Below are 23,942 nucleotides of genomic sequence, written 5' to 3'. Positions count from 1 at the left end.
AGATTTTGAAAAATAAATTCAACATAAACACTCTATTAACATACTGCAAATTTACGTTTGCGCTCTTATTTATTATTCTTTTTCAGGCCTGTAGTATTGTAAAACATATTCCTGAAGACGAATTATTATATACAGGAGCAACTTTAAAAATTAAAACAGATTCTATTGTAGAAAACGAATCTGAGCTTAAAGCAGAATTAAAGTCTACGATTAGTCCAGAGCCTAATTCTAAAGTTTTAGGCATGTATCTAGGCTTATATTATTACTATAAAAACCAGAAAGAAAAACCCGGATTTATTAACCGTTGGTTATATAAAAAAATCGGAGAAGAACCCGTTTATCAATCGGCTATAGAAACTTTTGAAGTTGAAGACATTCTTGTTAATAAATTAGAAAATCATGGTTTCTTTTACAGCAGCTCATCATCAGACATTATAGAAAATGAGGTGGATAAAAAAGCAACTGCAGCATACGAAGTACAAATAAAACAACCTTATAAGATGGGAACTTATCAGGTAGATTCTTTACCTGCCCCTATTTTTTCAGAAATCAAAAAGAGTGTTGCAAACACCGAATTTAAACCCGGAATCCGTTTTGATTTAGACTTTCTAAAAACGGAACGCTTACGTATAGATGCCGATTTGAAAAATGCAGGCTATTATAATTTTAATTCTGAATTTTTAATTTTTGAAGCAGATACAACACGTTATAAAAACAGAACGTTCGATTTGTATTTAAGATTAAAATCCACTGTTCCTGAAGAAGCTATAAAACCTTATAAAATTGGAAGCATTAATATCCATACAGATTACGATATTAAAAAAGATAGTGTAGAACAGAAGTCTACACGCTTTAATGAAAAAAACTACATACAAGACGAGGAGTTTTTTAAGACCAAACATTTAGATCCGTTTATTACCCTTAACGAAGGAGAACTATACAATCCAAGAGCCTCAAGAAATACAGCAAGACGTTTATCTACAATTGGGACTTATAAATTTGTAAACATACAATACGACGAAAGAGATAGTACATTAACCGATAGTTCTAGAGTGTTAGATGCCAATATTTACTTATCGCCGCTTAATAAAAGATCTCTAACGGCAGAACTACAAGCAGTAACAAAATCTAATAATTTTGCGGGTCCTGCTTTGGAATTCTCTTACAACAACAGAAATGTTTTTAAAGGTGGAGAGATTCTAAGTCTTAGTACCAGTTTAGGGTACGAACTCCAAATGGGAAGCGGTAATACTATTAGTAATACGTCTTTAGGTATAAAGTCCGAAATGACGTTTCCTAGAGTGATTTTCCCTATAAAGATTAACGATGATTTCTTTGAGTATTCCATACCTAAAACAAAAGTAAGTTTAGGAGTAGATTATTTAAGTCGTACAGAATTATATACATTATTGTCTGGAACAGCAGAGTTTGGGTATTCATGGAATGCCAATAAGTATACAACACATAATATAAATCCCATTTCCATAAACTACAATAATTTAATAAACACCTCTGATGAGTTTGAAGAAATTCTTGATGAAAATTCTTATTTAGAACAAAGTTTCGAACAACAGTTTATTGCCGGATTAAACTATTCTTTTACCTATAATGAAATGGTAGATGCATCAAAAAAGATTCAATTTTACACTAACATAAATTTAGATATAGCTGGAAATGGTTTAAGCTTATTCGATTCTAAAGACAGCAACGAAACACAAACTTTTTTAGGATTAGAATACGCTCAATATGTAAAAGCAGATATTGATTTACGCTATCATTTTAACTTTAAAAATGAAAAAACACTAGCTACAAGATTATTTGCAGGGTATGGAATCCCTTATGGAAACTCAGAGTACCTTCCTTACATAAAACAATACTATTCTGGAGGACCAAACAGTGTGCGTGCATTTAGTGTGCGATCTTTAGGACCAGGAACATATGTAAGTGAAGACAACACAGACGACGATTATTATTTAGACCAAACCGGTAACATTAGACTTGAAGCCAATGTAGAATATCGTTTTCCGTTATTTTCATACTTTAAAGGTGCTTTGTTTGCAGATGCTGGAAACGTATGGAATTCTACAGAAATTGAAGATACTCCTGGCGGAAAATTCAGTTCAGATTTTATTAATGAATTTGGAATTGGTGTTGGTGTCGGACTTCGTGTAGATGTTCAAGGTTTTGTAATTCGTTTTGATTTTGCAACCCCAGTTCACGATCCGAGTCTTGAAGAAGGTGAGCGTTACGATTTTCAGTATAAAGAAACCACCTTTAACTTCGCTATTGGTTATCCGTTTTAAACCATTTCACACTATGGAATTGGGTAAAACTTATAAAACAATGCAGAAACTAATTACTAAATTTACAGCCTAGTATTAAACGTATGACAAACAATTTTGAGTTAAGACATGTAAACGTAACACGTTATATGATGGCCTTAAGAGAAGGCGGTTCGCTCCCTGCATTGGCAGAAGCTGACGACGATTTTAAGTACGTCTTAAAGTTTAAAGGTGCAGGACACGGAACAAAAGCATTAATTGCAGAGCTTATTGGCGGACAAATAGCAAAGGCCTTAAAATTACAATTACCAGAATTGGTTTTTGCACATTTAGATGAAGCCTTTGGACGCACAGAAGCCGATGAAGAAATTCAGGATTTACTACAAGGTAGCCAAGGTTTAAATCTCGCTTTACATTTTTTATCAGGCTCAATCACTTTCGATCCCGCAGTTACGATTGTAGATGAAACTTTAGCTTCTAAAATCGTATGGTTAGATGCATTTATAACCAATGTAGACCGTACGTTTAAAAACACAAATATGTTAATGTGGCATAAAGAACTGTGGTTAATAGATCATGGTGCATGCTTATATTTTCATCATTCTTGGAGTAACTGGGAACAATCTGCTAAGAGTCCGTTTAAGTTAATTAAAGACCATGTGTTATTACCACAAGCGTCTCAAATAAAAACAATAGACTCCGAATTTAAAGCGCTTTTAACACCCGAAATATTAAAACACATCGTAAGCACTATTCCAGATGAATGGCTGCAATGGGAAGACGTAGACAGTTCTCCTGAAGCCATTCGTGAGGTTTACTTCAACTTTTTAAATACACGTTTAGCCCATTCAGAAATTTTTGTAAATGAAATTGAACATGCCAGATCTTAAACTATACGAATATGCAGTAATTCGCGTGGTTCCGAGATTAGAACGCGAAGAATTTATAAATATTGGAATCATTCTTTTTAGTAAACAATCTAAATTTATTACGGTTTTACACCAGATTCCTACTGAAAAAATAAAACTGTTTTCTGAAGATTTTGATACTGATCAATTAGAACTAAACATGACAGCTTTTGCAACTATAGCAAATGGAGCGTGTAAAAAGAGTCCGATAGCGCTCATGGATATTCCATCACGATTTAGATGGTTAACAGCCATTAGAAGTTCGGCAATACAAACCTCTAGACCTCATCCAGGCATGTGTCACGATCTTGAAAAGACATCTCAACGCTTATTTAAAGAATTGGTGTTGTAATTCTAGTATTTATTAAAATATAAAAGGCTTCAATATTTTCGAACACGAAAACATGAAGCCTTTTTCTATATATAAATTTATAGTATTCTAGTCGTTTTTATCAGACTAAAACAATCTAGTTTGGTGGGTAACATAATAATATTTTCGAAGCCTCATTAGATTTAAATGTCAGTTCTGAAATTGCAGCAGATATGAATATTTCATCACCTTGACTGTACGTATATTCTTTTCCATTACAAACCATTGTGCCTTCACCAGAATAAATAACGGCAACATAGAAACAAGATGTTCCTTTAATGGTATGACTTCCGTCTAAAAGCAATTCACTTAAACCAAAACAATTAGTATGCTTTTTATTGAATAAGGTTCTTAACGTAAATGCGTCTGAACTTTCTAAAACTTCTGGCGTAATTTTCCAAGCTTCAAGCGCTTCGTCTAAAGTGTAATTATCGTAATGAAAACACTCTAGCATTTTTTCTTCACCAACACCTTGATGAATAAGTTCTGGCCCGATTGTTAATCCGTTTGGTGTTGTTTTCTCTACACGCATCGTGTAGTCTGTAGGTTCTTGAACCTCCATTAAGAAACATCCTGCACCAATCGCATGTGGCACACCGCCATAAATCATGAACGCATCTCCTGGTTTAACTTCAATTTTATGTAAACAATCTAACATCCCTTGAATGTTCTGATTATCGAAGTGTTCTTTCCACTCTTCTCTAGTCACATGTTTTTTGAATCCCATATAAACAACGCTTTTTTCGCCGTCTATTTCACGCGTATTCAAAACGTACCAAGATTCTGTTTTACCAAATTCAGAATTAAAAACGGTTCTTGCATATTCCTTATCAGGGTGAACCTGCACGGTTAAACGTTCTTTAGAATCTAACATTTTAATAAGAACGCCCGTTGTTCCAAATTTATCGGCAAGTGTTTTTCCTAAGTATAATTCTAAATCAGAATTAATTAATTCTTTTAAAGGAAATGTTCCTTCTTCTGTTTCAATAAGCGACAATCCTTCATCTTCTGGTCTATTATTTCCACGTGCTGTAACGGCAGACATAATCCATTCTTCGGGCATGCTTCCATCTATTTCAGGAGTCGTTTTTTTCCATCTATCAATCAATGCTCCACCTTCATACGTTCTCCAAACTCTATTTTGAAGTTGTTTTAAAGGCATATGTGCATATTTTTGTAATTTATCCATAATCTAATTTATAAGTTGAATAACTCCTGTAATTCCAACGTAAGAAGTATATATTGAGAATAACAAAATTAATGCTAAAAAAACATTTTCTATTCGTTTGTTTTTATATTTTCCCATTAAATCTACTCTATTACTTAAGTATAAAATACTTAAAACAGTAACAGGTAATATAACTGCATTAAAAACTTGAGAAACAACCATTACAAATACAGGTTGAGCGTTAAACACGGGTACTACTAAACCTAACAATGAAATTAAAAGTACCATTACCCTATATTTTGGCAATGTCATATTTCTTTTAGAGTTATTATAATCACATAATAACCAAGGTAACATTAAGATATTTGGAAATTGTGAAGACACACCAGCAGAAATTATTCCTACAGCAAATACAGATGCTGCAAAACGACCTGCTAACGGCTCTAATAATCCAATCATCTGAGAAGCATTAGTTAGTCCAACACCTTCCGCATAAAGCGTGCCTGCAGCCGCAGCCATTATAGAGGCACTAATAACAAACATTAACGTTACAGATACAACAGCATCTGTTCTTTGTTTTTTTAAATCAGTTATTTTCCAACCAGCTTCTTTAACTAAAGTCGTTCTAATAATAAATAACCCTGAGAAAACGGTTGTTCCTACTAGAGAAGCTATTATTAAAAAAGGACTTTTATCTGTATCTAAACTTTTAGGCACATTTGGTATAAGCCCCTTAATAATTTCCATTGGCGGAGGCATCATAATAAAAAAGTTAAGCAGAAAGCTTGCAGACATAATTGCTACAATTACAGCCAATGCTCTTTCAAAAAACTGTGTTTTTCCATTCCAAAAAATATAATACACCATTAGAATAAAGGAAACTGCAAAATATATTGGAGAAATACCTCCATCAACTGCACTTTTAGACCATTCATAACAAATATCTGCTACAATTCCCATTACTCCCATAACACTCCCACAGACACCTATGGTTAATGCAATTATAAAAAATATTCCAACGCCTGGATGTATATGTTTCCTAAAGGCTTGCAAGGCTGTTTCTCCTGTTACTAAAGTATATTTACCATACAAGTTTATCATAAAAAAAGTTGTTAAACAAGAGGCTATAATAGTCCAAAGAAGTGACATCCCATAATCAGCTCCTGCCTTTGCCATAGTAGTTACGCTACCTGTACCTATATTTAGACCAAGTAAAAAAATACCAGGCAGAAATAGGGCTATCCATTTAGAAAACTTACTTCGAAAGGTTTGTTTCATAATTTTAATTTTTTATATAATTAATACTTATTCTTTTATTTAAATAAACGCCTTATTTATTGATTTCCGTTTTAATCATAATTGATTCGATGCCATTTGTTATTAGTAGTTTTAGAGTTTAGTTTTAGTTAAATACTAGATACTTTTTTCTGTTTTTAAATCAAATTAGAAACATGTAATAAACACGAATTGACATATTATCACATAATAACCTGAAAATTAGACAAAAAACAAATTAACAGCCACGGTTACTGACATTAATAGCATCTAGACTCAATAAATTTAGGCATTTAATAGTTAAATGCTAAAGATTAATAAGAAAGATTTTTATTACAAATACAACCTTTTAGAAAACACCACGATTTGAAATACTAAAGCACGTTTTATACAAAAAAAAGCTAACTGTTTTAAAACAAAAAAAATACTGATCTAAATATTAGACCAGTATTTTTCTTTATAATAAACTTAGCCTTTAACGCCATGCCTATACTAAACAGTATTAATTAGTACCCAGGGTTCTGAGTTAAGTTTGTATTTCTTTCTAATTCATCTTCTGGTAATGGTAATAAATAATCCTCAGCAGTAAAGAACTCTTTTTTGCCTTCTAATCCATCTTCTCCAAAGACATCATCTCCAATTTGTCTTCTTACAATATCATACCATCTAATACTTTCAAAAGCAAATTCTAATTTACGTTCTTCTAAAATATCGTCAATAGTAACTGTTCCTGTAAGATCTGCTGGTACTGCACTAGCTGGAAATGTGTATTCTTCATCTGCTCCAGTTTTAGTATCTCCACCCATTCTTGCTCTAGCTCTTACTTGATTTACATACATAAGAGCATCTGCATTATTTCCTAATTCTACTGCAGATTCTGCTGCGATTAATAATACTTCAGCATAACGAATCATAGAATAGTTAAGACTAGTTGCTCTAGCATTTGCACGAGCAAAAGGTCCTGGGTAACGCATAAACTTAGCGATGTACGGATTGTTTTTAGCAAATTCGTGTCCGCTAATATCAAAATCTGTGTAGTCTACAATAGTACCATTAATAGAAGCTCTATCGTCTAAACTAACGGCTCTTCTGTAATCTCCTTCGTCCCAAGTTGTATATACTGCAAGTGTAGGTACGGCTACAGACCATCCACCACCTAGGTTTCTGTCGTCTCCTCTAATTCCTGTCATTGGTGCAACTTGATCGTAAGCGTTATCTTCTGCCTCAAAGTTATTATAATCTAGAGCAAATATTGGCTCTAATGAATTATCAATAGCTTCTCCATCAAATAAGTTTTGGAAATTAGAGTCTAAAGCTAAATTATATGTTCCTGCATTAGCAATAACTTCAGTAGACTCATCGTATGCTTTTTGGTATTCTCCTAATGTTAAATACACTAACGCTAAATAAGAACTAGCAGCTGCTTTAGAAGGAGTTGCTCTAGATGATTGTGTATCTGGCAACCATGTTTTAGCAAATTCTAAATCTGCAATAATATTATCGTAAACTTCAGAAGCTGGAGTTCTACTAATAGATGTTGCTGCATCAATATCTGTGATTGGTTCACTAATGTAAGGAACATCTCCAAATAATCTTACTAAATGAAAGTAATAAAATGCTCTTGCAAAATACGCTTGAGCTGTTACTGGGTTTTTAATAGATTCGTCTACATCTACATCTTCTGCTCCTGAAATGGCTTGGTTAGCCGCTGCAATACCTTGGTATGTTTTTGGCCAAAATTCGCTAATCATACCGTTACTTGCTAAAGTAGTAAACTCATTCATTTCTGCCCTTCTAGTTTCGTTAGAAGCAAGACTTACCATATCTGAACGTAACATTAAGGCTATTGATAATTTTCTTCCCCAGAATTTTTCGTTAATGGCATGTGTTAAAGATCCATTAACAGCTGTTTCAATATCACTTGTTGTTTGAAAGAAACCTTCTGGAGCTAGTAAGCCTACCGGTTCTTCCTCTAAATCTGAACATCCTACAATTGATATACTTACCAAGAATAAGAATAAATATTTATATATTTTCATTGTGTTTCTTTTTAAATTATTTATTAAAATTTCAAGTTAAGACTAAAGTTTACAGATTTTACTGTTGGATAATTTCCAAAGTCAAATCCTTGAGCTGTGTTAGCAGATGTATTATTATCTCCTCCACGACCGTAGTAGTTTACTTCAGGGTCTAAACCTGAATAACTAGTAAATGTTAATAAGTTTTGTGCACTAACTGAAAATCTTAATGCTTCTAAACCGAATTTCTCTATAACATCACTAGGTAAGTTATACCCAATTGCAATGTTTTTTAATCTGATATAACTTCCGTCTTCAACAAAACGAGAAGATACTTCTCTGTTACTATTGTTTCCTACTCTTGGATCGTTAGTATCTGTGTTTGTAGATGTCCAAGCATTGTTGTAATACTTTTTAGTTGTATTAGCATCTCCGTTAGTTAATTGAGAGTCTGTTAAGTTGAAAATATCACCTCCTTGAGAACCTTGGAAGAAAATACTCATATCGAAGTTTTTGTAGCTAAAGTTGTTTGTAAATCCGAATGTAAAATCAGGATTAGGATTACCAATAGTAGTTCTATCTGCTGAAGTAATATCTCCACTTCCATCTAAATCTGCAAATAAAGGATCTCCTGCTACACCACCTGATAAAGTTGCTGTACCTTCTGGTAAATCATTTCCTTGGTAAACACCTTCGTACTCATACCCCCAGAATAAACCAACTTCTTCACCTTCTCTTAACACATAACTTCTATCATGACTCCAGTAACTTGGTGTTGCATCGAAGAATAAATCTGCTCCGTTTGCTAAGTTTACAACTTCGTTTTTATTAAATGCAATGTTGAAATCTGTAGACCAGCTAAAATTATCGTTAGTAATGTTTCTAGTGTTAATAGCGAATTCAAAACCTCTGTTGTTAATTTCACCAATGTTTGCTAAGATATCATCTCCTGTATACCCTAAGTATTCAGTAATCGTGTTATCTGTTAAAATTAAATCTTTAGTATCTATATTATAATAATCTACAGAGAAAGATATTCTGTTATTTAAGAAAGCGACATCAACACCAAAGTTAGCTTGGTAAGAAGACTCCCATTTTAAATCTGGGTTAGCAGCTTGTTCTGGAGTAATAGCACTTACGGTTTCACCATTACTTGAAGCGTAAAGTGTTTCAAATCTAGCTAAAGACTCGTAAGCTCCAATAGAAGGGTTACCAGTTACACCATAACTCGCTCTTAATTTTAAGTTAGATATTGTTTCGCTATCTTTTAAGAAATCTTCGTTAGATAATTTCCAACCTAAAGCTCCTGAAGGGAAGATTGCATATTTTTCGTTTTCAGCAAAGTTAGAAGCACCATCACGTCTTACTGTAGCAGTAATTAAGTACTTATCGTCCCAATCGTAATTTAATCTACCAAATTGAGATTGAATTTCTACTGTAGAGATAGAAGAATCTGGAGTTAATACATTTGTTGCTGAACTTAAACCATAGTAAGAAAAACTATCTGATATAAATCCTGTTGCTTCAGTATAGAAATTTTCATTTACTGTTTTTTGATAAGAATAACCTGCTAATACTGTTAAGTTACCTTTTCCAATCTCTTTAGTATATGTTAAATAGTTTTCACTTAATACACTAGTTTCTCTATCTGTTTCTACAGATGCTCTACCATTATCTCCACCAGCTGTTTGCGTTAACACAGATGGTAAGTAAATACCACGAGTTGAGTTTTCTGTACTTAAACCAAATGTAGTTTTAAACGTAAGGTTTTCTAAGATATCGTAGTTTGCGTAGAAGTTTGCTCTAAAATCGTCTGCTTTAGTTTCATCTATTCTTTCTTTAGCAACTGCATATGGGTTGTCTACTGGATCTCCTACTGTGTTACCATAGTTATAAGTTCCATCTTCATTATAAACACCTTGGTCTGGAGCATAACGCATTGCTAATGTAATAACGTCGTCACCACCAGCAGACACTGAACCATTAGATTGTGTAGCGGCACCATTTTTAGTTCCTCTACTTCCAAAAAGATTCATTCCTAATTTTAATTTGTCTGTAACTTGAGCATCTACGTTAGTTAAAAATGTAGCTCTTTCGAAATCTGAATTAATTAAAATACCTTCCTGCTTGAAATAGTTAGCAGATGCATAAAAATTAATTTTTTCTGAACCACCTGAAAAAGAAAGCTGGTGATTTTGAGTACTACCAGATCTGTAAATTAAATCTTGCCAATCTGTATCTGAATCTCCTTGATTATAAGCAGAAGACACACCATTATTTGTTCTGATTTGATTTTGGTAATCTGCAAATTCATCTGCATTTAATATATCTAATTCGTTAGAAATAGAGTTAATAGCATAAGTAGAATTAAGTTCTACTACCAATTTACCACTTTTACCTTTTTTAGTTGTTACTAAAACAACACCGTTAGATCCTCTAGATCCGTAGATAGCTGTTGCAGAAGCATCTTTTAAAACTTCCATAGATTGAATGTCGTTTGCTTGAGGCATTGAAGCTCCAACAAAACCATCGACAACTATAAGAGGAGAACTACTTGCATTAATAGAAGTATTACCTCTAATCTTAATACTAATAGGAGCACCTGGCTCACCACCATTATTAGATTGAACAACAACACCAGCAGCACGCCCTTGAAGTGCTTGTTCTGCGTTTAATACAGGAAACGCTGTTAAATCTGCAGATTTAACTGAAGATACAGCTCCTGTAATATCACTCTTTTTTTGTGATCCGTAACCAACAACGACAACCTCATCAAGTTCTGCAGCATCTTCTGCTAATGTTATATTAAGTGTTTGTTGATCTGTAATTGTAACTATTTGCTTAATGTAACCTACATAAGAAATCTGAAGTACGTCTCCTGAATTAACGTCTAATAAGAATTTACCATCAAAATCTGTAGCAGCTCCTCTTGTAGTCCCTACCACAAGTACATTAACACCAGGAATGGGCATGTTGCCCTCGTCTGTTACTGTCCCGGATAATTGATATCCGTCTTGTGCAAATAATGATATATTGAATATCAATACTAGCATTAAAGTTAGTTTAGTTTTTAAATTCATTTGTAATTTGTTTTTGTTAAAAAAATACTTCTTTAAATAATCAATAAAGATTAACCAAATTAGCAGTCTAGATTGGTTATCTAGATTGGTTTACCAATTTGACAATGCTAATATATGTTATTATTGCGTTAAAACCATAGGTATTTTGTAAGAAATATAAATTTACCCCCAAAAAAATCATAATTTAACAAAATAAGGCTCATTAATTTACATTAATACAATTACAAGGACTACAAATTAGTGTAGGATTTTACATAAATTCAAGAAAAACACGATTTACGAAAACCTTGTAGTAACCGAAAAAGAGAGATATTAACAAAAAAAAGTCCCCCTTAAAAAGAGGGATTTTAACATTTTTCACTTACAAATATGATCTTTCTTAATGTTTTTCATTTTTTCCTAAAGAGATCGAATATATTAAGACAGACTTACAGAACTAAGTATTTTTATAGTTATAAATTGTAAGGCAAAATAAAAAATGATAATTCATCAAAAAATTATCATTTTTACTTTTTGAATAGGCATTTCTTTTCACTAAATAAGTTTTATTAGGTGAAGAATAATTTGAATAAAACAAACAGTAATTCAATTGAAAAATTGAAAATCATTTGGCTAGCCATTCACTAATCCTATAATAAAGAAATTTGATATAGCTTAAAAGGGCATTTTTAATTTAAAAGACCATATAAAAAAGCATATTTATACAAGGTCGCATCTAACCAATCTTGAAATGTTAATGCACCTCCATGACCTGCACCAGGAGTTACATACATAATAGACATAGACTCTGGACTTGCTTTTTCTTGAAGTGTTGCTAAAAATTTATATGTATGTAAAGGCGGAACCCTGTCGTCACTAGCGCCTGTCATTAATAAAAAATTAGGATATTCAACTCCTGCCTTTATATTATGCAGAGGTGAGTATGATTTTAAATTATTAAAATCTTCTAAATTTGAAGCATCACCAAACTCGTTAATATTACCTTTTGCAGATCCAACTGTAAATTTTCCAAAACGTAACATATCATACGGACCAGCCTCTGCGATTACAGCTTTAAACAAATCTGGACGCTGTATTCCTGCAGCACTAACTAATAAACCCCCATGAGATCTTCCGTTACTTCCTAAATGTTCTTTACTTGTATAATTTTGACTAATAAGATACTCTCCCGCAGCTATAAAATCGTCTATTCCGTTTTGTTTCTTTAATCGTCTACCTGCTTCTCCCCATTCAGATCCACCAGCACCGCCTCCTCTAACATTAGGTACAGCAAGTATACCACCATGTAACAACCACAACACTTTAGACTCATCAAAATTAGGTTCTACAGTTGTACCATAGCCCCCGTAGCCATAAAGCAACGTAGGGTTTTCTCCATTTAATTTTGTTTTTTTAAGACAGGTAATATACATCGGGATTTCTGTACCATCCTTAGATTTATAAGTTACACATCTGGTTTCTAAAGACTCTGGCTCGTAAGGCACAGACACAGATCTTATGGGTTCGAATGTTAATTTCTCTAAATTTAATTGATACCAAAGATTAGGATGGTAAAAAGAAGACACACAAAAAGTAGTGTGTTTAGCATCTTCATTATCTTCATATAAATAGTTTACTTTCTTTCCTTCAGGAAAATCTATTTTATTAAGTAATTTTCCTTCTAAATTAAAAAACAAAGCCAAATCTCTATTTCCATTTTTATAGATACAAACAAACATATCTTTTCCTAACTTATTTACATCTCGCAAAGGCACATCGTATTCAGGAACAAGTTCTATAGGTTTATTAGGTTCGTTTATATCTGCTAAAAGCACACGTCCATTAGGTGCTCCCCAATTTGTTTTCAATAATACTTTATCTCCAAAAGCAACTTCTATAGACACCTGGTCTTTTGAATTATTAGGATACACCAAAAATTTCTTAAGATAAAGTGAAGAAGAATCCTTATCTGCTACAGAAAGTGTTTTATACAATGTATTTTTATGTTTAAAAGTACTGTAAAAATACAACCGATCTTTCATCTCGAAAAAACTAAACTCCTGATCTACACCTGATGTATTTACATATAACAGTTTATCTTGTTCTTGCTCATTTCCAAATTTATGAAAATACATTTTCTGTCCCTGAGCTTTATCTAATAACTCCCGACCTGCAGCAGGCTCATCGTATCTATCGTAATACAAATTCATTTTATCCCAAACAATAGTTGTCCCAGATCTTACAAATTTTAAAGTATTATGAAATTGTTGTCCGTTTTTTAAGTTGTAAAAAAGTAACTCATGCCAATCACTTCCGTTACGAGATATTGAAACTGCAACTAAATCGTACGCTTCATTAACATTATACCCTGTAACAGCTATATTGTCTCCAGAGTGATCCATCAATTTTTTTACATCTACCAATGTTAAGTAATTACCCTTATCGTACAAACGAAATAGCAAATTAGGAAACCGCCCCGTGTTTTGTGTTTTATATTTAAACTGATATTTATCTACCCCTAAAGAGTCTTTTTTTATATTCTCTTCAATTTTCTCTTTCTTAACACCATAATACATGGCATATAGTTGATCTTTTAAGTCTAATGTTTTTAAATATCTATTTTTTATTTTACTCGTCGTTTTTTCTTCAGCTTCCAACCAAACTTGTAATCTAGGATCTTGAGGATTTTCCATCCATTGGTACGGATCACTTATTGTGGTATCAAAATAAACATTTTGTGTGGCATCTTTAGGCGCAGAAACATACTCGTAGTTTTTTTGAGAGAATGAAAGGTGAGAGAATACAATAAATAAAAAGAAAGACAGGTAATATTTAGGCATAAATAGGTAGGTTTAGAAATGGTTGATTTTAAGGCAAAAAATAAAATGTACAAAATAAGAAATGTAAAGTATTATTTCTAATTAATTATCTACTATTTAAACGATTTGACTTGTTATCAGACATATTATCTAACAATATATAATCTAATTAAAAACTGATATAAATAAAAAAACCAAGCGAGTAAATAAACTTGCTTGGTTTTTCTATAGTCTTTTAGAGTACTATAAGTGACCGCGAAGGGATTCGAACCCCCAACCCTCAGAGCCGAAATCTGATATTCTATCCAGTTGAACTACGCAGCCATTATTCCTGCATAAACAGGAATATATTAATTATATTTTTAAACCTAAACGAGGTTCTTTTTAACTAAAGTTGAAATGGTTTTACCATCGGCTTTTCCTGCTAATTCTTTATTAACAATACCCATAACTTTTCCCATATCTTTCATACCAACAGCGCCTACTTTAGCAATAGTATCTACAACTACTTTTTCTATTGCTTCTTCACTTAATTGTTCTGGTAAAAACTGACTAATAACTTCTGCTTGTGCTAGTTCTGGTTCTGCCAAATCAGATCGATTTTGTTCGGTATAAATAGTCGCACTATCCTTACGTTGCTTGACTAATTTAGATAAAATTTGAATTTCATGTTCTTCGGTAATTTCTTCTTTAGAACCTGTTTCTGTTTGTGCTAATAATAACTCAGCTTTTACTGCTCTTAAAGCAGATAATGCTGTTTGGTCTTTTGCTTTCATGGCAGCCTTCATAGCAGTCATGATATCTTGTTGTAAACCCATTATTTAAATTTCTTGCTAAGATAAAAAGAAAAACCCAAAAAGCTCATAGAGTTTTTGGGTTTAAAACTAAATTGTGAATTAATTTTTCCGATTAAATTAATCTACATTATCGTGTAAGAATGAGTTGTTACTTCTTAACTGAATATCATTATTATCGTCTACACTTAAGCTTGTTCCAGACATATTATTTTCTGAAGAATGTTGTGTTTCATCTAAGCTTACACCTTGACGTTTGTAAGCAGGAACTTTCTCTATTTCTTCAATTTTTGATGTATTGAATTTATAGTTAAAATCTTTCATTTTTCTACGACGTTCTGCTGCACGCTCTTTAAGCATTTCTGAAATTGGCGTATTCATAGGATCGATTGGTTCTGAATGCGTTTGCGGAGCCGCTTTTACAGGTTCTGCAGGTGCCTCTTTTTTAATAAAACTAACTTCCTGATCAAAGTTATTCAACGTCTCATCTTCTACAACCTTCTTGTCTTGCTTAACAGCTATTTTTTTCTCTTGCTCTTCATAGTCATCAAGTACGTATCTAACTTCACCTTTATTACTAGATTCTGTTACGTTTACGAGTTCTACATACTCTTTTACTGGTGCATTTTTAACTGCATCTGTATCTTCTAAAGCATGTTTAATAACCGTTTTAGATTCGTCTTGAGGTACATTTGTTTTCTGACCATGTTGTAATGGCATATCGAAGGTTAACGTAATTTGTTTTTCTTCGTCTTCTACCGGTGCTGGATCAACTTTATTATTTTTTACTTCTGTAAAAACAAAGTCTTTTGCATCTATGTTTAAGTCTGGAAACTGATCTAGGTTAACTTCTATATTTTTTATAGCTTCAGTAGTTGGAACGATATCCATAGTGTTTTCAGGTTTTGGTGTTTCCTTTTTCACAGGAGCATCAAAATCTTCTAAATCATTTATATCTAAAGTATGTCTTACAACTTCTGGAGCTTTTTCAACATTTAATTCAATACTGGGTGTAATAATAGCAGGCTCACGATCTACTTTACTAGACTCTTGTTTCTCTAAGCTTTGTTCTTCTTCTAAAGCGTGAATTACTTTTTTAGCCTCTGTATTAGAAATTTCGTCTTGCTGATCTAAATTAAAACCAGTAGCAATAATAGTTACAGCAATAGACTCGTCTAAAGATTCGTCTTCACCAACACCCATAATAATGTTAGCACCATGACCAGCTTCACTCTGGATATGATCGTTAATTTCTCCAATCTCATCAATAGTAATTTCTTGTGCACCAGAAACAATTAGCAACAATACATTTTTGGCACCTTGAATTTTATTATCGTTTAATAACGGAGAATCTAAAGCTTTCATAATAGCGTCTTTCGCTCTGTTTTGACCAGAAGAAATTGAAGACCCCATTATAGCAGAACCACTATTACTTAATACCGTTTTGGCATCACGTAAATCAATGTTTTGTGTGTAGTGATGTGTAATAACTTCAGCTATACCACGAGCAGCAGTAGCCAACACTTCATCTGCTTTAGAGAATCCTGCTTTAAAACCAAGATTTCCGTAAACTTCACGAAGTTTATTGTTATTAATCACAATTAAAGAATCGACTACATTACGTAATTTTTCAATTCCTTTTTGAGCTTGTTCGTTACGCATTTTACCTTCAAATTGAAAAGGCATAGTAACAATACCAACAGTTAAGACATCTAAATCTTTTGCCATTTTAGCAATGATTGGTGCAGCTCCAGTACCTGTACCACCACCCATTCCAGCAGTTATAAAAATCATTTTTGTATTGGTATCCAACATGCGTTTTAAGTCGTCGTGACTTTCTATTGCAGATTGGGCCCCTATTTCAGGATTAGCTCCCGCTCCCAATCCTTCGGTTAGATCTAATCCTAACTGAATTTTATTTGGAACGCCACTGTTTTGAAGTGCTTGTGCATCTGTATTACAGATTACAAAATCTACTCCTTTTATACCTTGTTGGAACATGTGGTTGATAGCGTTACTACCACCACCACCAACACCAATAACTTTAATTACATTTGATTGGTTCTTTGGTAAATCAAATGAGATACTTGCGAATTCTTTGTTGCTGCTCATAAATTCTTTTTTACTGGGTTTAATCTTAACTTTTGTCTTTAATTTCTTATGTATAGCAATATCTGCTTAATTATATTGCGTATCTTTTTTACTACTCTGCGTTGTCCAAAAAATCCTTGATCTTGTCTGTAAACTTGTCCAAAAAATTTCTGCGCTCCCTTCTTTCTGGTCGCGTTTCTTTCAACTCCTCCTTTTCTTCTAGAACTTCTTCTGAAATGGCTTCGGGTTGTTTAATTTCCTCTTGCTCAATTTCTTCAATTCTAGCTTCTCTTTGTTTGCGTTCTTGATGTTTTAATCCATCTAAAACTAAACCAACACTAGTTGCGTATAACGGACTTGTAATATCTTCATTACTATCGCCTGCTAAATGTTCGTTAGGATATCCTATTCTGGTATCCATTCCAGTGATATATTCTACTAATTGCTTTAAATGTTTTAATTGCGCTCCACCACCGGTTAACACAATTCCTGCAATTAATTTTTTCTTTTGTTCTTCGTGACCGTAATTTTTAATTTCTAAAAATACTTGCTCTACGATTTCAACTACACGTGCATGAATAATTTTAGATAAATTTTTCAGTGTAATTTCTTTTGGCTCTCTACCTCTTAATCCAGGAATAGAAACAATCTCGTTGTCTTTATTTTCTCCCGGCCATGCAGAACCAAATTTTATTTTTAATAACTCGGCTTGTTTTTCAATAATAGAACAACCTTCCTTAATATCTTCTGTGATTACATTACCACCAAAAGGAATAACCGCTGTATGGCGAATAATACCATCTTTAAAAACAGCTAAATCTGTTGTACCACCTCCTATATCGATAAGTGCTACACCAGCTTCTTTTTCCTCTTGGCTTAATACGGCATTTGCCGAAGCTAAAGGCTCTAACGTTAAACGCTCTAACTCTAAATCGGCACTTTTAATACAACGCCCAATATTTCTAATTGATGATACTTGACCAACAACAACATGGAAATTGGCTTCTAAACGTCCACCATGCATACCTATTGGTTCTTTTATTTCTGCTTGACCATCAATTTTATATTCTTGTGGTAAAACATGAATAATTTCTTCTCCAGGAAGCATAACCAATTTATGCACTTGGTTAATTAATTTATCAATATCAGTTTCATCAATAACCGTCTCAGAATTAGGTCGCGTAATATAATCGCTATGTTGTAAACTACGAATATGCTGACCCGCAATACCTACAGTTACACCTTCAATTTTATTACCCGCAGAAGCTTCTGCTTCTTGTACTGCCTGTTGTATAGACTGTATGGTTTGTGTAATATTACTAACCACACCACGATGCACACCCAAACTTTTAGAGCGTCCTATTCCTAAAATTTCTAATTTCCCGTAATCATTCTTACGACCAATCATTGCCACAATTTTTGTGGTTCCAATATCTAATCCAACTGCTATATTATGTTCCATAGTTTAGTTTTTGGTGCACACCACTTGGTTATCGAATTGCAAATTAATAATCTTATAATCGTCAAGAGTATCCTCCTTTAAAGCCTTCTTATAAAAAACTTTAAGATTATTTATTTTTTTGTCTAACTGACTTAAATCTCCTAAATACACATCGAAACGGTGTTGTCTTAACTTTAAAGACACCTTGAAGTTTTCATCTTGATGAATCTCTACAACATGTGTCTTTAAAAAAATATCATTATAAACTTTCTGAGCAATCTTAAAAATAGTACTCATATTATTTTTCTCAATATGTCCAACAACAAAAGGGACTCTCGCAGTGTAATTAGACGATAATGGCATGTAACCACCTTGGTCGTCTATATAAAAAGACGACTCGTCTTGTACGCGAGCTATAGGTTTTTTTTGTTCAATATCTGCTGTTAATAAGCCGTTTACATCAATATAAACTTGAGCAGACTTGATAAACTGGTTAGAATTCAGGGCAAATTCTAAGGTGTTCAAATCTAGAGCTTCTTTATCCATATTAAAAACCTCTTTCTCATTTTGTATTAACAAGTTACTAACATTTTCGCGCGTGAGATATAAATTGTTATCTCCCTGAAAATGAATCGCAGGTTCAGACACTTTTCTATGTCCATTTCTTACCGAAGCAAAAGCGAACAGAAACAACACTAATCCTGTTAACAGAACCAATTTAACAAAACCCCAATGTATCTTATTTGCCATATAATGCGGTTTTAATAGATTCAACTTCTACTCCTATATCTCCAGCACCCATAGTAATTATGACATCTGCATCGCTGGCTAATATTTTTGAAATAAGATCTGATTTTGACACCAATTCTTTGTTTTCGTTTTTAATTTTTTCTAACAACCATTCAGACGTTACACCATCAATTGGTAATTCTCTTGCTGGATAAATATCTAACAATAAAACTTGATCAAACTGAGATAAACTTTTAGCAAATTCATCTGCAAAATCACGTGTTCTGCTAAATAAATGTGGCTGAAATACAGCTAACACTTTTTTCCCAGCATACATCTCCCTAACAGCCTGATGCACGGCATTAATCTCTTCTGGATGATGTGCATAATCGTCTACAAAAACCAAACCATCTGTTTTAATTTGGTATGTAAAACGTCTTTTAACCCCTTTGTATAAAGCTAAAGCTTTGACTAACTTTAACTCAGAACAACCATACTCGACAGCCATTGCCAAGGCTATTAATGCATTGGACAAATTATGTCTTCCCGGCAGGTTAAATTGAATATTTTTAATAACAGTATTTGGCGTTTTCACATCAAACACATACGTTCCGTTTTCAATTTTTATATTCTCTGCGGTATAATCAGAATCATCTTCTATACCGTATGTTATTCCTTTAATTGGCAATCCGTTTTTTACAAATAGCTTGCCATTCTCTTTTATTTTTTTTGAAAAATCTACAAAAGATTCTTCCAACGCTTTAGCTTCACCATAAATATCTAAGTGATCTGCATCCATAGATGTAATACAAGCAATATCCGGAGATAAGGTTAAGAACGAACGATCAAATTCATCTGCCTCAACCACAGAAACTTCTGTCCCTTTAGAAATATAATTCGAATTATAATTCTCACTTATTCCTCCTAAAAACCCAGTAACAGGCACATTACACTCGTACATTAAATGAGCAAGAATACTAGACGTTGTTGTTTTTCCATGCGTTCCTGCAACCGCTAAACAAAACGTATTTTTAGTAACTAATCCTAAAACCTCCGAACGCTTTAAAACACTAAAACTTTTCTCATTTTTAAAATACACCAACTCCATATTATCTTTAGGAATTGCCGGCGTATACACTACCAAAGTAGTATCGTAATTTAAAAAAGCACCATCTACATTTGCAATAGAATCGTTAAAATGAACATCTATACCCAGAGATTCCAAAGCACGCGTAACATCGCTAGGCGTTTTATCGTACCCAGCAACGCGCTTGTTATTGGCTTTGAAATAGCGAGCTAAAGCGCTCATGCCAATTCCGCCAATTCCTATAAAATATACGTTATCTATGCTGTTTAGGTTCATTTAAATGTTTAATAATTTTTCTACTTCGTTTGCAATGTCTTTTGTGGCATTAACTAATGCTAATTTCTTTATGTTTTCGCCTAAGGCGTTTTGTTTTTCTTTGGACTCAATTAATTGAGAAAACTTATTTTCGAAATCGACATCTAAATCACTTTCCTTAATTAACAAGGCTGCATTTTCCTTTACAATAGACATCGCATTCTTTGTCTGGTGGTCTTCTGCAACATTGGGAGACGGAATAAAAATAACCGGCTTACCAACAATACATAATTCTGAAACCGAACTTGCTCCTGCTCTAGAAATAATAACATCTGCTGCCGCATAGGCAAAATCCATGTTATTTAAATAGGCATGAACCTGAACATTTTTAGTATTACCATTAATTTTATAAGCCTCGTAATACAGCTTCCCACATTGCCAGATAATTTGAACATTACGTGTTTGTAAATAATCAATTTCCTTTTCTATCAGTTCGTTTATACGTTTAGAGCCTAAACTTCCTCCTAAAATTAGTAGTGTCTTTTTTTCTGGCACCAATTTAAAGAATGCTTTTGCTTCTTCTCTTTTAGACTGAATATCTAACAACCCTTCACGCACAGGATTTCCCGTTTTAATAATTTTTTGCTTCGGAAAAAATCGCTCTAAACCATCGTAAGCCACACAAATTTTCTGAACCTTCTTAGACAACAATTTATTTGTTATCCCCGGAAAAGAATTCTGTTCCTGTATTAAACTTGGAATATTTTTCCCTGATGCCATTTGCAATAATGGTCCGCTAGCGAATCCGCCAGTTCCAATAACTACATCAGGCTTAAATTGTTTTATAATTTTTCTTGCAGCAAACAAACTACTTATTAGTTTAAATGGAAACATGAAATTCTTTAGCGTTAATTCGCGCTGAATTCCAGAAATCCACAACCCTTTAATATCGTAACCAGCTTGTGGCACTTTCTCCATCTCCATTCTATCTTTTGCGCCCACAAAAAGAAACTGCGCGTCTGGATAACGTCGTTTTAATTCGTTTGCAATGGCAATCGCCGGATAAATATGTCCGCCGGTTCCACCTCCTGATAATATGATACGATACGTTTTACTCATTATATTGCTTCCGATAAAATTTCTAACGGATTTTCTTCGTCTATTTTTTCTTCTTTTGCAGAAGCTTCACTTCTGGCACTCACTCCTAAAATAATTCCTACAGATAAACATGTCATCCAAATAGATGTTCCTCCACTACTAATTAACGGAAGCGTTTGCCCTGTTACAGGAAACAACTCTACAGCTACAGCCATATTTATTAATGCTTGAATCACGATTGGCAAACCTACTCCCAAAACAACAAGTGTTCCAAAAATTGTTTTTGCCTGATGCGACACAATAATTACTCGTACTAAAAACCACAGATACACTGCCATTAAAATAACACCTCCAATTAAACCATATTCTTCAATAATAATGGCATATATAAAATCGGATGACGATTGTGGTAAAAAGTTTTTCTGAACACTTTTACCTGGTCCTAATCCATGAATTCCGCCTGATGCTATCGCAATCTTAGCTTTTTCTATTTGATAATCTTCTTCTGTATCTTCTCCGTTAGAGAAGTTCTCAATACGACTCATCCATGTATCTACACGGTTTGGCATCGCATCTGGAAATGCCTTAGCTACCAAAACAAACATCGCTAAAGACAGTATACCTAGACTTAAAATAAACACCAAATACTTAATAGGATACCCCCCTAAAAACACCAAGATTAATACTGTTAAAAAAATTAATGCAGCTGTCGAAAAATTAGCTGGTAAAATTAAACTAAGCACTAAAAAAACAGGCACCCATAACGGCAGAACAGATTCTTTTAACGTAATAGGTTTATCTTCCATTTTAGACATATATCTCGCGACATATACCATTAAAATTACAGATGCAAATGTTGATGTTTGAAACGACATTCCTACAATAGGAATCTGTATCCATCTACTCGCATTAGCACCATCTATAGTCGTTCCTTGCAGCATAGTAACACCTAACAATACTAGCGCCACAGGAATAAAAATCATAGAAAGCCCTTTTAAATAGCGATATGGCATAAGATGAACAACATAGGTTATAAAAAAACCAACACTTAAATGCATGAAATGTTTTAAAAAAAAAGCAAAAGTACTACCGCTACCTCGCATATACGCCAAATTACTTGCCGCACTATACACCGGTAAAAATGAGAATAATGCTAACAGTGCAGCAATAGCCCAAATGGAACGATCTCCTTTTAATTTATCAAAAAACTCTTGCATTATAAATTCCTTACAGCTTCTTTAAATTGTCTTCCTCTATCTTCATAACTCTCAAATAAATCGAAACTAGCACACGCCGGAGACAACAATACATTATCACCTGCTTCTGCTATTTTATAAGCCACTTTAACAGCTTCGCTCATAAATTGTGTTTCAACAATAACATCTACCATATTGCTAAAGTTTTGCAACAATTTCTCGTTGTTTACACCCAAACAAATAATCGCTTTCACTTTTGTATTTACAAACGGAAATAACGCTTCATAGTTATTCCCTTTATCTACACCTCCAACAATCCAAACTGTTGGCGCAGATACACTTTCTAAAGCATAATATGTAGCATTTACATTTGTTGCCTTAGAATCGTTAATATATTGAACCTTGTTAATTTTTAACACCTGTTCTAAACGATGCTCTACACCTTGAAAATTTTCTAAACTTTCACGAATGGTCTGCTTTCTTATTTTTAATAAGTGCGCTACTGTTGATGCAGCCATTGCATTTTTAACATTATGTTTTCCTTCTAATGCTAAGTCTCTTGCTGACATAATTATCTGGTTATTATCTATTGTTATTTTAATATTATCTTGATCTAAATACGCGCCATTCTCTATTGTTTTATCTAATGAAAACGGCAATAATTGTGATTTTACAGGATGCTTATCCAACCAATCAACTAACACGGGATCATCTGCATCATAAATCAAATAATCTTCTTTTGTCTGATTCATTGCAATTCTAAACTTTGAAGCGATATACTCTTCAAAATTATAATTATACCGATCTAAATGATCTGGTGTAATATTGGTAATTACTGCAATATGTGGTTTAAAATCTACCACACCATCCAACTGAAAACTACTAATCTCAAGCACATAGTTTTTAAAATCATCTTCTAAAACCTGCTTTGCGAAACTGTCTCCAATATTCCCAGCTAACCCCACATCTAATTCTTGTTTTAGAATATAATACGCTAGTGTTGCTGTTGTTGTTTTACCATTACTTCCGGTAATCCCAACAAGTGTTGCTGTTGTAAATTGAGCTGCAAATTCAATTTCTGAAATTACAGGCACCCCTTTTTCAACTAATTGTTTTACCAAAGGCACTTTATCTGGAATCCCGGGGCTTTTCATAACCACATCCGCATTCAGAATTTTAGCTTCTGTATGCTGTAGTTCCTCCCAAGCAATCTCATTATGTATTAGAACGTCTTTATACTTTTCTTTTATTTTTCCCTTATCGGAAACAAACACGTCAAATCCTTTTTCTTTTCCTAAAAGCGCTGTTCCTACACCACTTTCTCCTCCTCCAAGAATGACCAACCTTTTCAT

At 33.4% G+C, this 23,942-nt stretch carries 16 protein-coding genes and 1 tRNA gene; 3 read left to right on the top strand and 14 right to left on the bottom strand.

The features are described 5' to 3' along the window. Nucleotides 1-5 precede the first annotated feature (5 nt). From GQR95_RS07610 to GQR95_RS07600, 3 genes are all read left to right on the top strand, one after another. Nucleotides 6-2,303, top strand: coding sequence for a BamA/TamA family outer membrane protein (locus tag GQR95_RS07610; RefSeq protein ID WP_233266019.1), 2,298 nt, complete (start codon nt 6-8; stop codon nt 2,301-2,303). 83 nt (nt 2,304-2,386) lie between these two features. After that, a complete protein-coding gene (locus GQR95_RS07605) occupies nt 2,387-3,172 on the top strand; it encodes a HipA family kinase (protein ID WP_159022606.1) in 786 nt (261 codons plus the stop codon). Further along, nucleotides 3,159-3,542, top strand: coding sequence for a DUF3037 domain-containing protein (locus GQR95_RS07600; RefSeq protein ID WP_159024253.1), 384 nt, complete (start codon nt 3,159-3,161; stop codon nt 3,540-3,542). Before GQR95_RS07605 ends, GQR95_RS07600 begins: the two co-directional genes overlap by 14 nt. A 115-nt stretch (nt 3,543-3,657) precedes the next feature. On the opposite strand, the gene GQR95_RS07595 is transcribed toward GQR95_RS07600, so the two are convergent. The 14 genes from GQR95_RS07595 to murD form a co-directional block, all read right to left on the bottom strand. Then, a complete protein-coding gene (locus GQR95_RS07595) occupies nt 3,658-4,749 on the bottom strand; it encodes a type I phosphomannose isomerase catalytic subunit (RefSeq protein WP_159022605.1) in 1,092 nt (363 codons plus the stop codon). A gap of 3 nt (nt 4,750-4,752) precedes the next feature. Then, nucleotides 4,753-6,006, bottom strand: coding sequence for an Nramp family divalent metal transporter (locus GQR95_RS07590; RefSeq protein ID WP_159022604.1), 1,254 nt, complete (start codon nt 6,004-6,006; stop codon nt 4,753-4,755). Nucleotides 6,007-6,509: 503 nt separating this feature from the next. Next, the gene (locus tag GQR95_RS07585) at nt 6,510-8,042 is read right to left on the bottom strand and encodes a RagB/SusD family nutrient uptake outer membrane protein (protein ID WP_159022603.1); all 1,533 of its coding nucleotides are present in this window, start codon (nt 8,040-8,042) and stop codon (nt 6,510-6,512) included. A 23-nt stretch (nt 8,043-8,065) separates the two neighbouring features. Beyond that, nucleotides 8,066-11,101 carry a TonB-dependent receptor gene (locus GQR95_RS07580; RefSeq protein ID WP_159022602.1) on the bottom strand — a complete coding sequence of 1,012 codons (3,036 nt, stop codon included), beginning with the start codon at nt 11,099-11,101 and terminating at the stop codon, nt 8,066-8,068. Nucleotides 11,102-11,769: 668 nt separating this feature from the next. Continuing rightward, on the bottom strand, nt 11,770-13,920 hold the full coding sequence (locus tag GQR95_RS07575) for a prolyl oligopeptidase family serine peptidase (protein ID WP_159022601.1): 2,151 nt from the start codon (nt 13,918-13,920) through the stop codon (nt 11,770-11,772). A 229-nt stretch (nt 13,921-14,149) separates the two neighbouring features. Further along, nucleotides 14,150-14,223, bottom strand: a tRNA-Arg gene (locus GQR95_RS07570). Nucleotides 14,224-14,267: 44 nt separating this feature from the next. Next, a complete protein-coding gene (locus GQR95_RS07565; protein ID WP_159022600.1) occupies nt 14,268-14,717 on the bottom strand; it encodes a GatB/YqeY domain-containing protein in 450 nt (149 codons plus the stop codon). A gap of 96 nt (nt 14,718-14,813) precedes the next feature. Beyond that, nucleotides 14,814-16,805, bottom strand: coding sequence for a cell division protein FtsZ (gene ftsZ, locus GQR95_RS07560; protein ID WP_159022599.1), 1,992 nt, complete (start codon nt 16,803-16,805; stop codon nt 14,814-14,816). Nucleotides 16,806-16,896: 91 nt separating this feature from the next. After that, entirely contained in the window at nt 16,897-18,246 is a 1,350-nt protein-coding gene (gene ftsA / locus GQR95_RS07555) for a cell division protein FtsA (protein WP_159022598.1), read from the bottom strand. A 3-nt stretch (nt 18,247-18,249) separates the two neighbouring features. Beyond that, complete coding sequence (locus GQR95_RS07550) at nt 18,250-18,975, bottom strand: cell division protein FtsQ/DivIB (protein ID WP_159022597.1); 726 nt, start codon at nt 18,973-18,975, stop codon at nt 18,250-18,252. Continuing rightward, nucleotides 18,965-20,317, bottom strand: coding sequence for a UDP-N-acetylmuramate--L-alanine ligase (gene murC / locus GQR95_RS07545; protein ID WP_159022596.1), 1,353 nt, complete (start codon nt 20,315-20,317; stop codon nt 18,965-18,967). Before murC ends, GQR95_RS07550 begins: the two co-directional genes overlap by 11 nt. Continuing rightward, nucleotides 20,318-21,415, bottom strand: coding sequence for an undecaprenyldiphospho-muramoylpentapeptide beta-N-acetylglucosaminyltransferase (gene murG / locus GQR95_RS07540; RefSeq protein WP_159022595.1), 1,098 nt, complete (start codon nt 21,413-21,415; stop codon nt 20,318-20,320). After that, complete coding sequence (locus GQR95_RS07535; protein WP_159022594.1) at nt 21,415-22,611, bottom strand: FtsW/RodA/SpoVE family cell cycle protein; 1,197 nt, start codon at nt 22,609-22,611, stop codon at nt 21,415-21,417. The genes murG and GQR95_RS07535 overlap by 1 nt, the downstream gene beginning before the upstream one ends. Then, nucleotides 22,611-23,942, bottom strand: coding sequence for a UDP-N-acetylmuramoyl-L-alanine--D-glutamate ligase (gene murD / locus GQR95_RS07530; protein ID WP_159022593.1), 1,332 nt, complete (start codon nt 23,940-23,942; stop codon nt 22,611-22,613). Before murD ends, GQR95_RS07535 begins: the two co-directional genes overlap by 1 nt.

Origin of the sequence: Formosa sp. L2A11 (assembly GCF_009796865.1) — a bacterium.
Taxonomy (GTDB): Bacteria; Bacteroidota; Bacteroidia; order Flavobacteriales; family Flavobacteriaceae; genus Formosa.
This window is presented reverse-complemented; position numbering and strand designations above follow the sequence as displayed.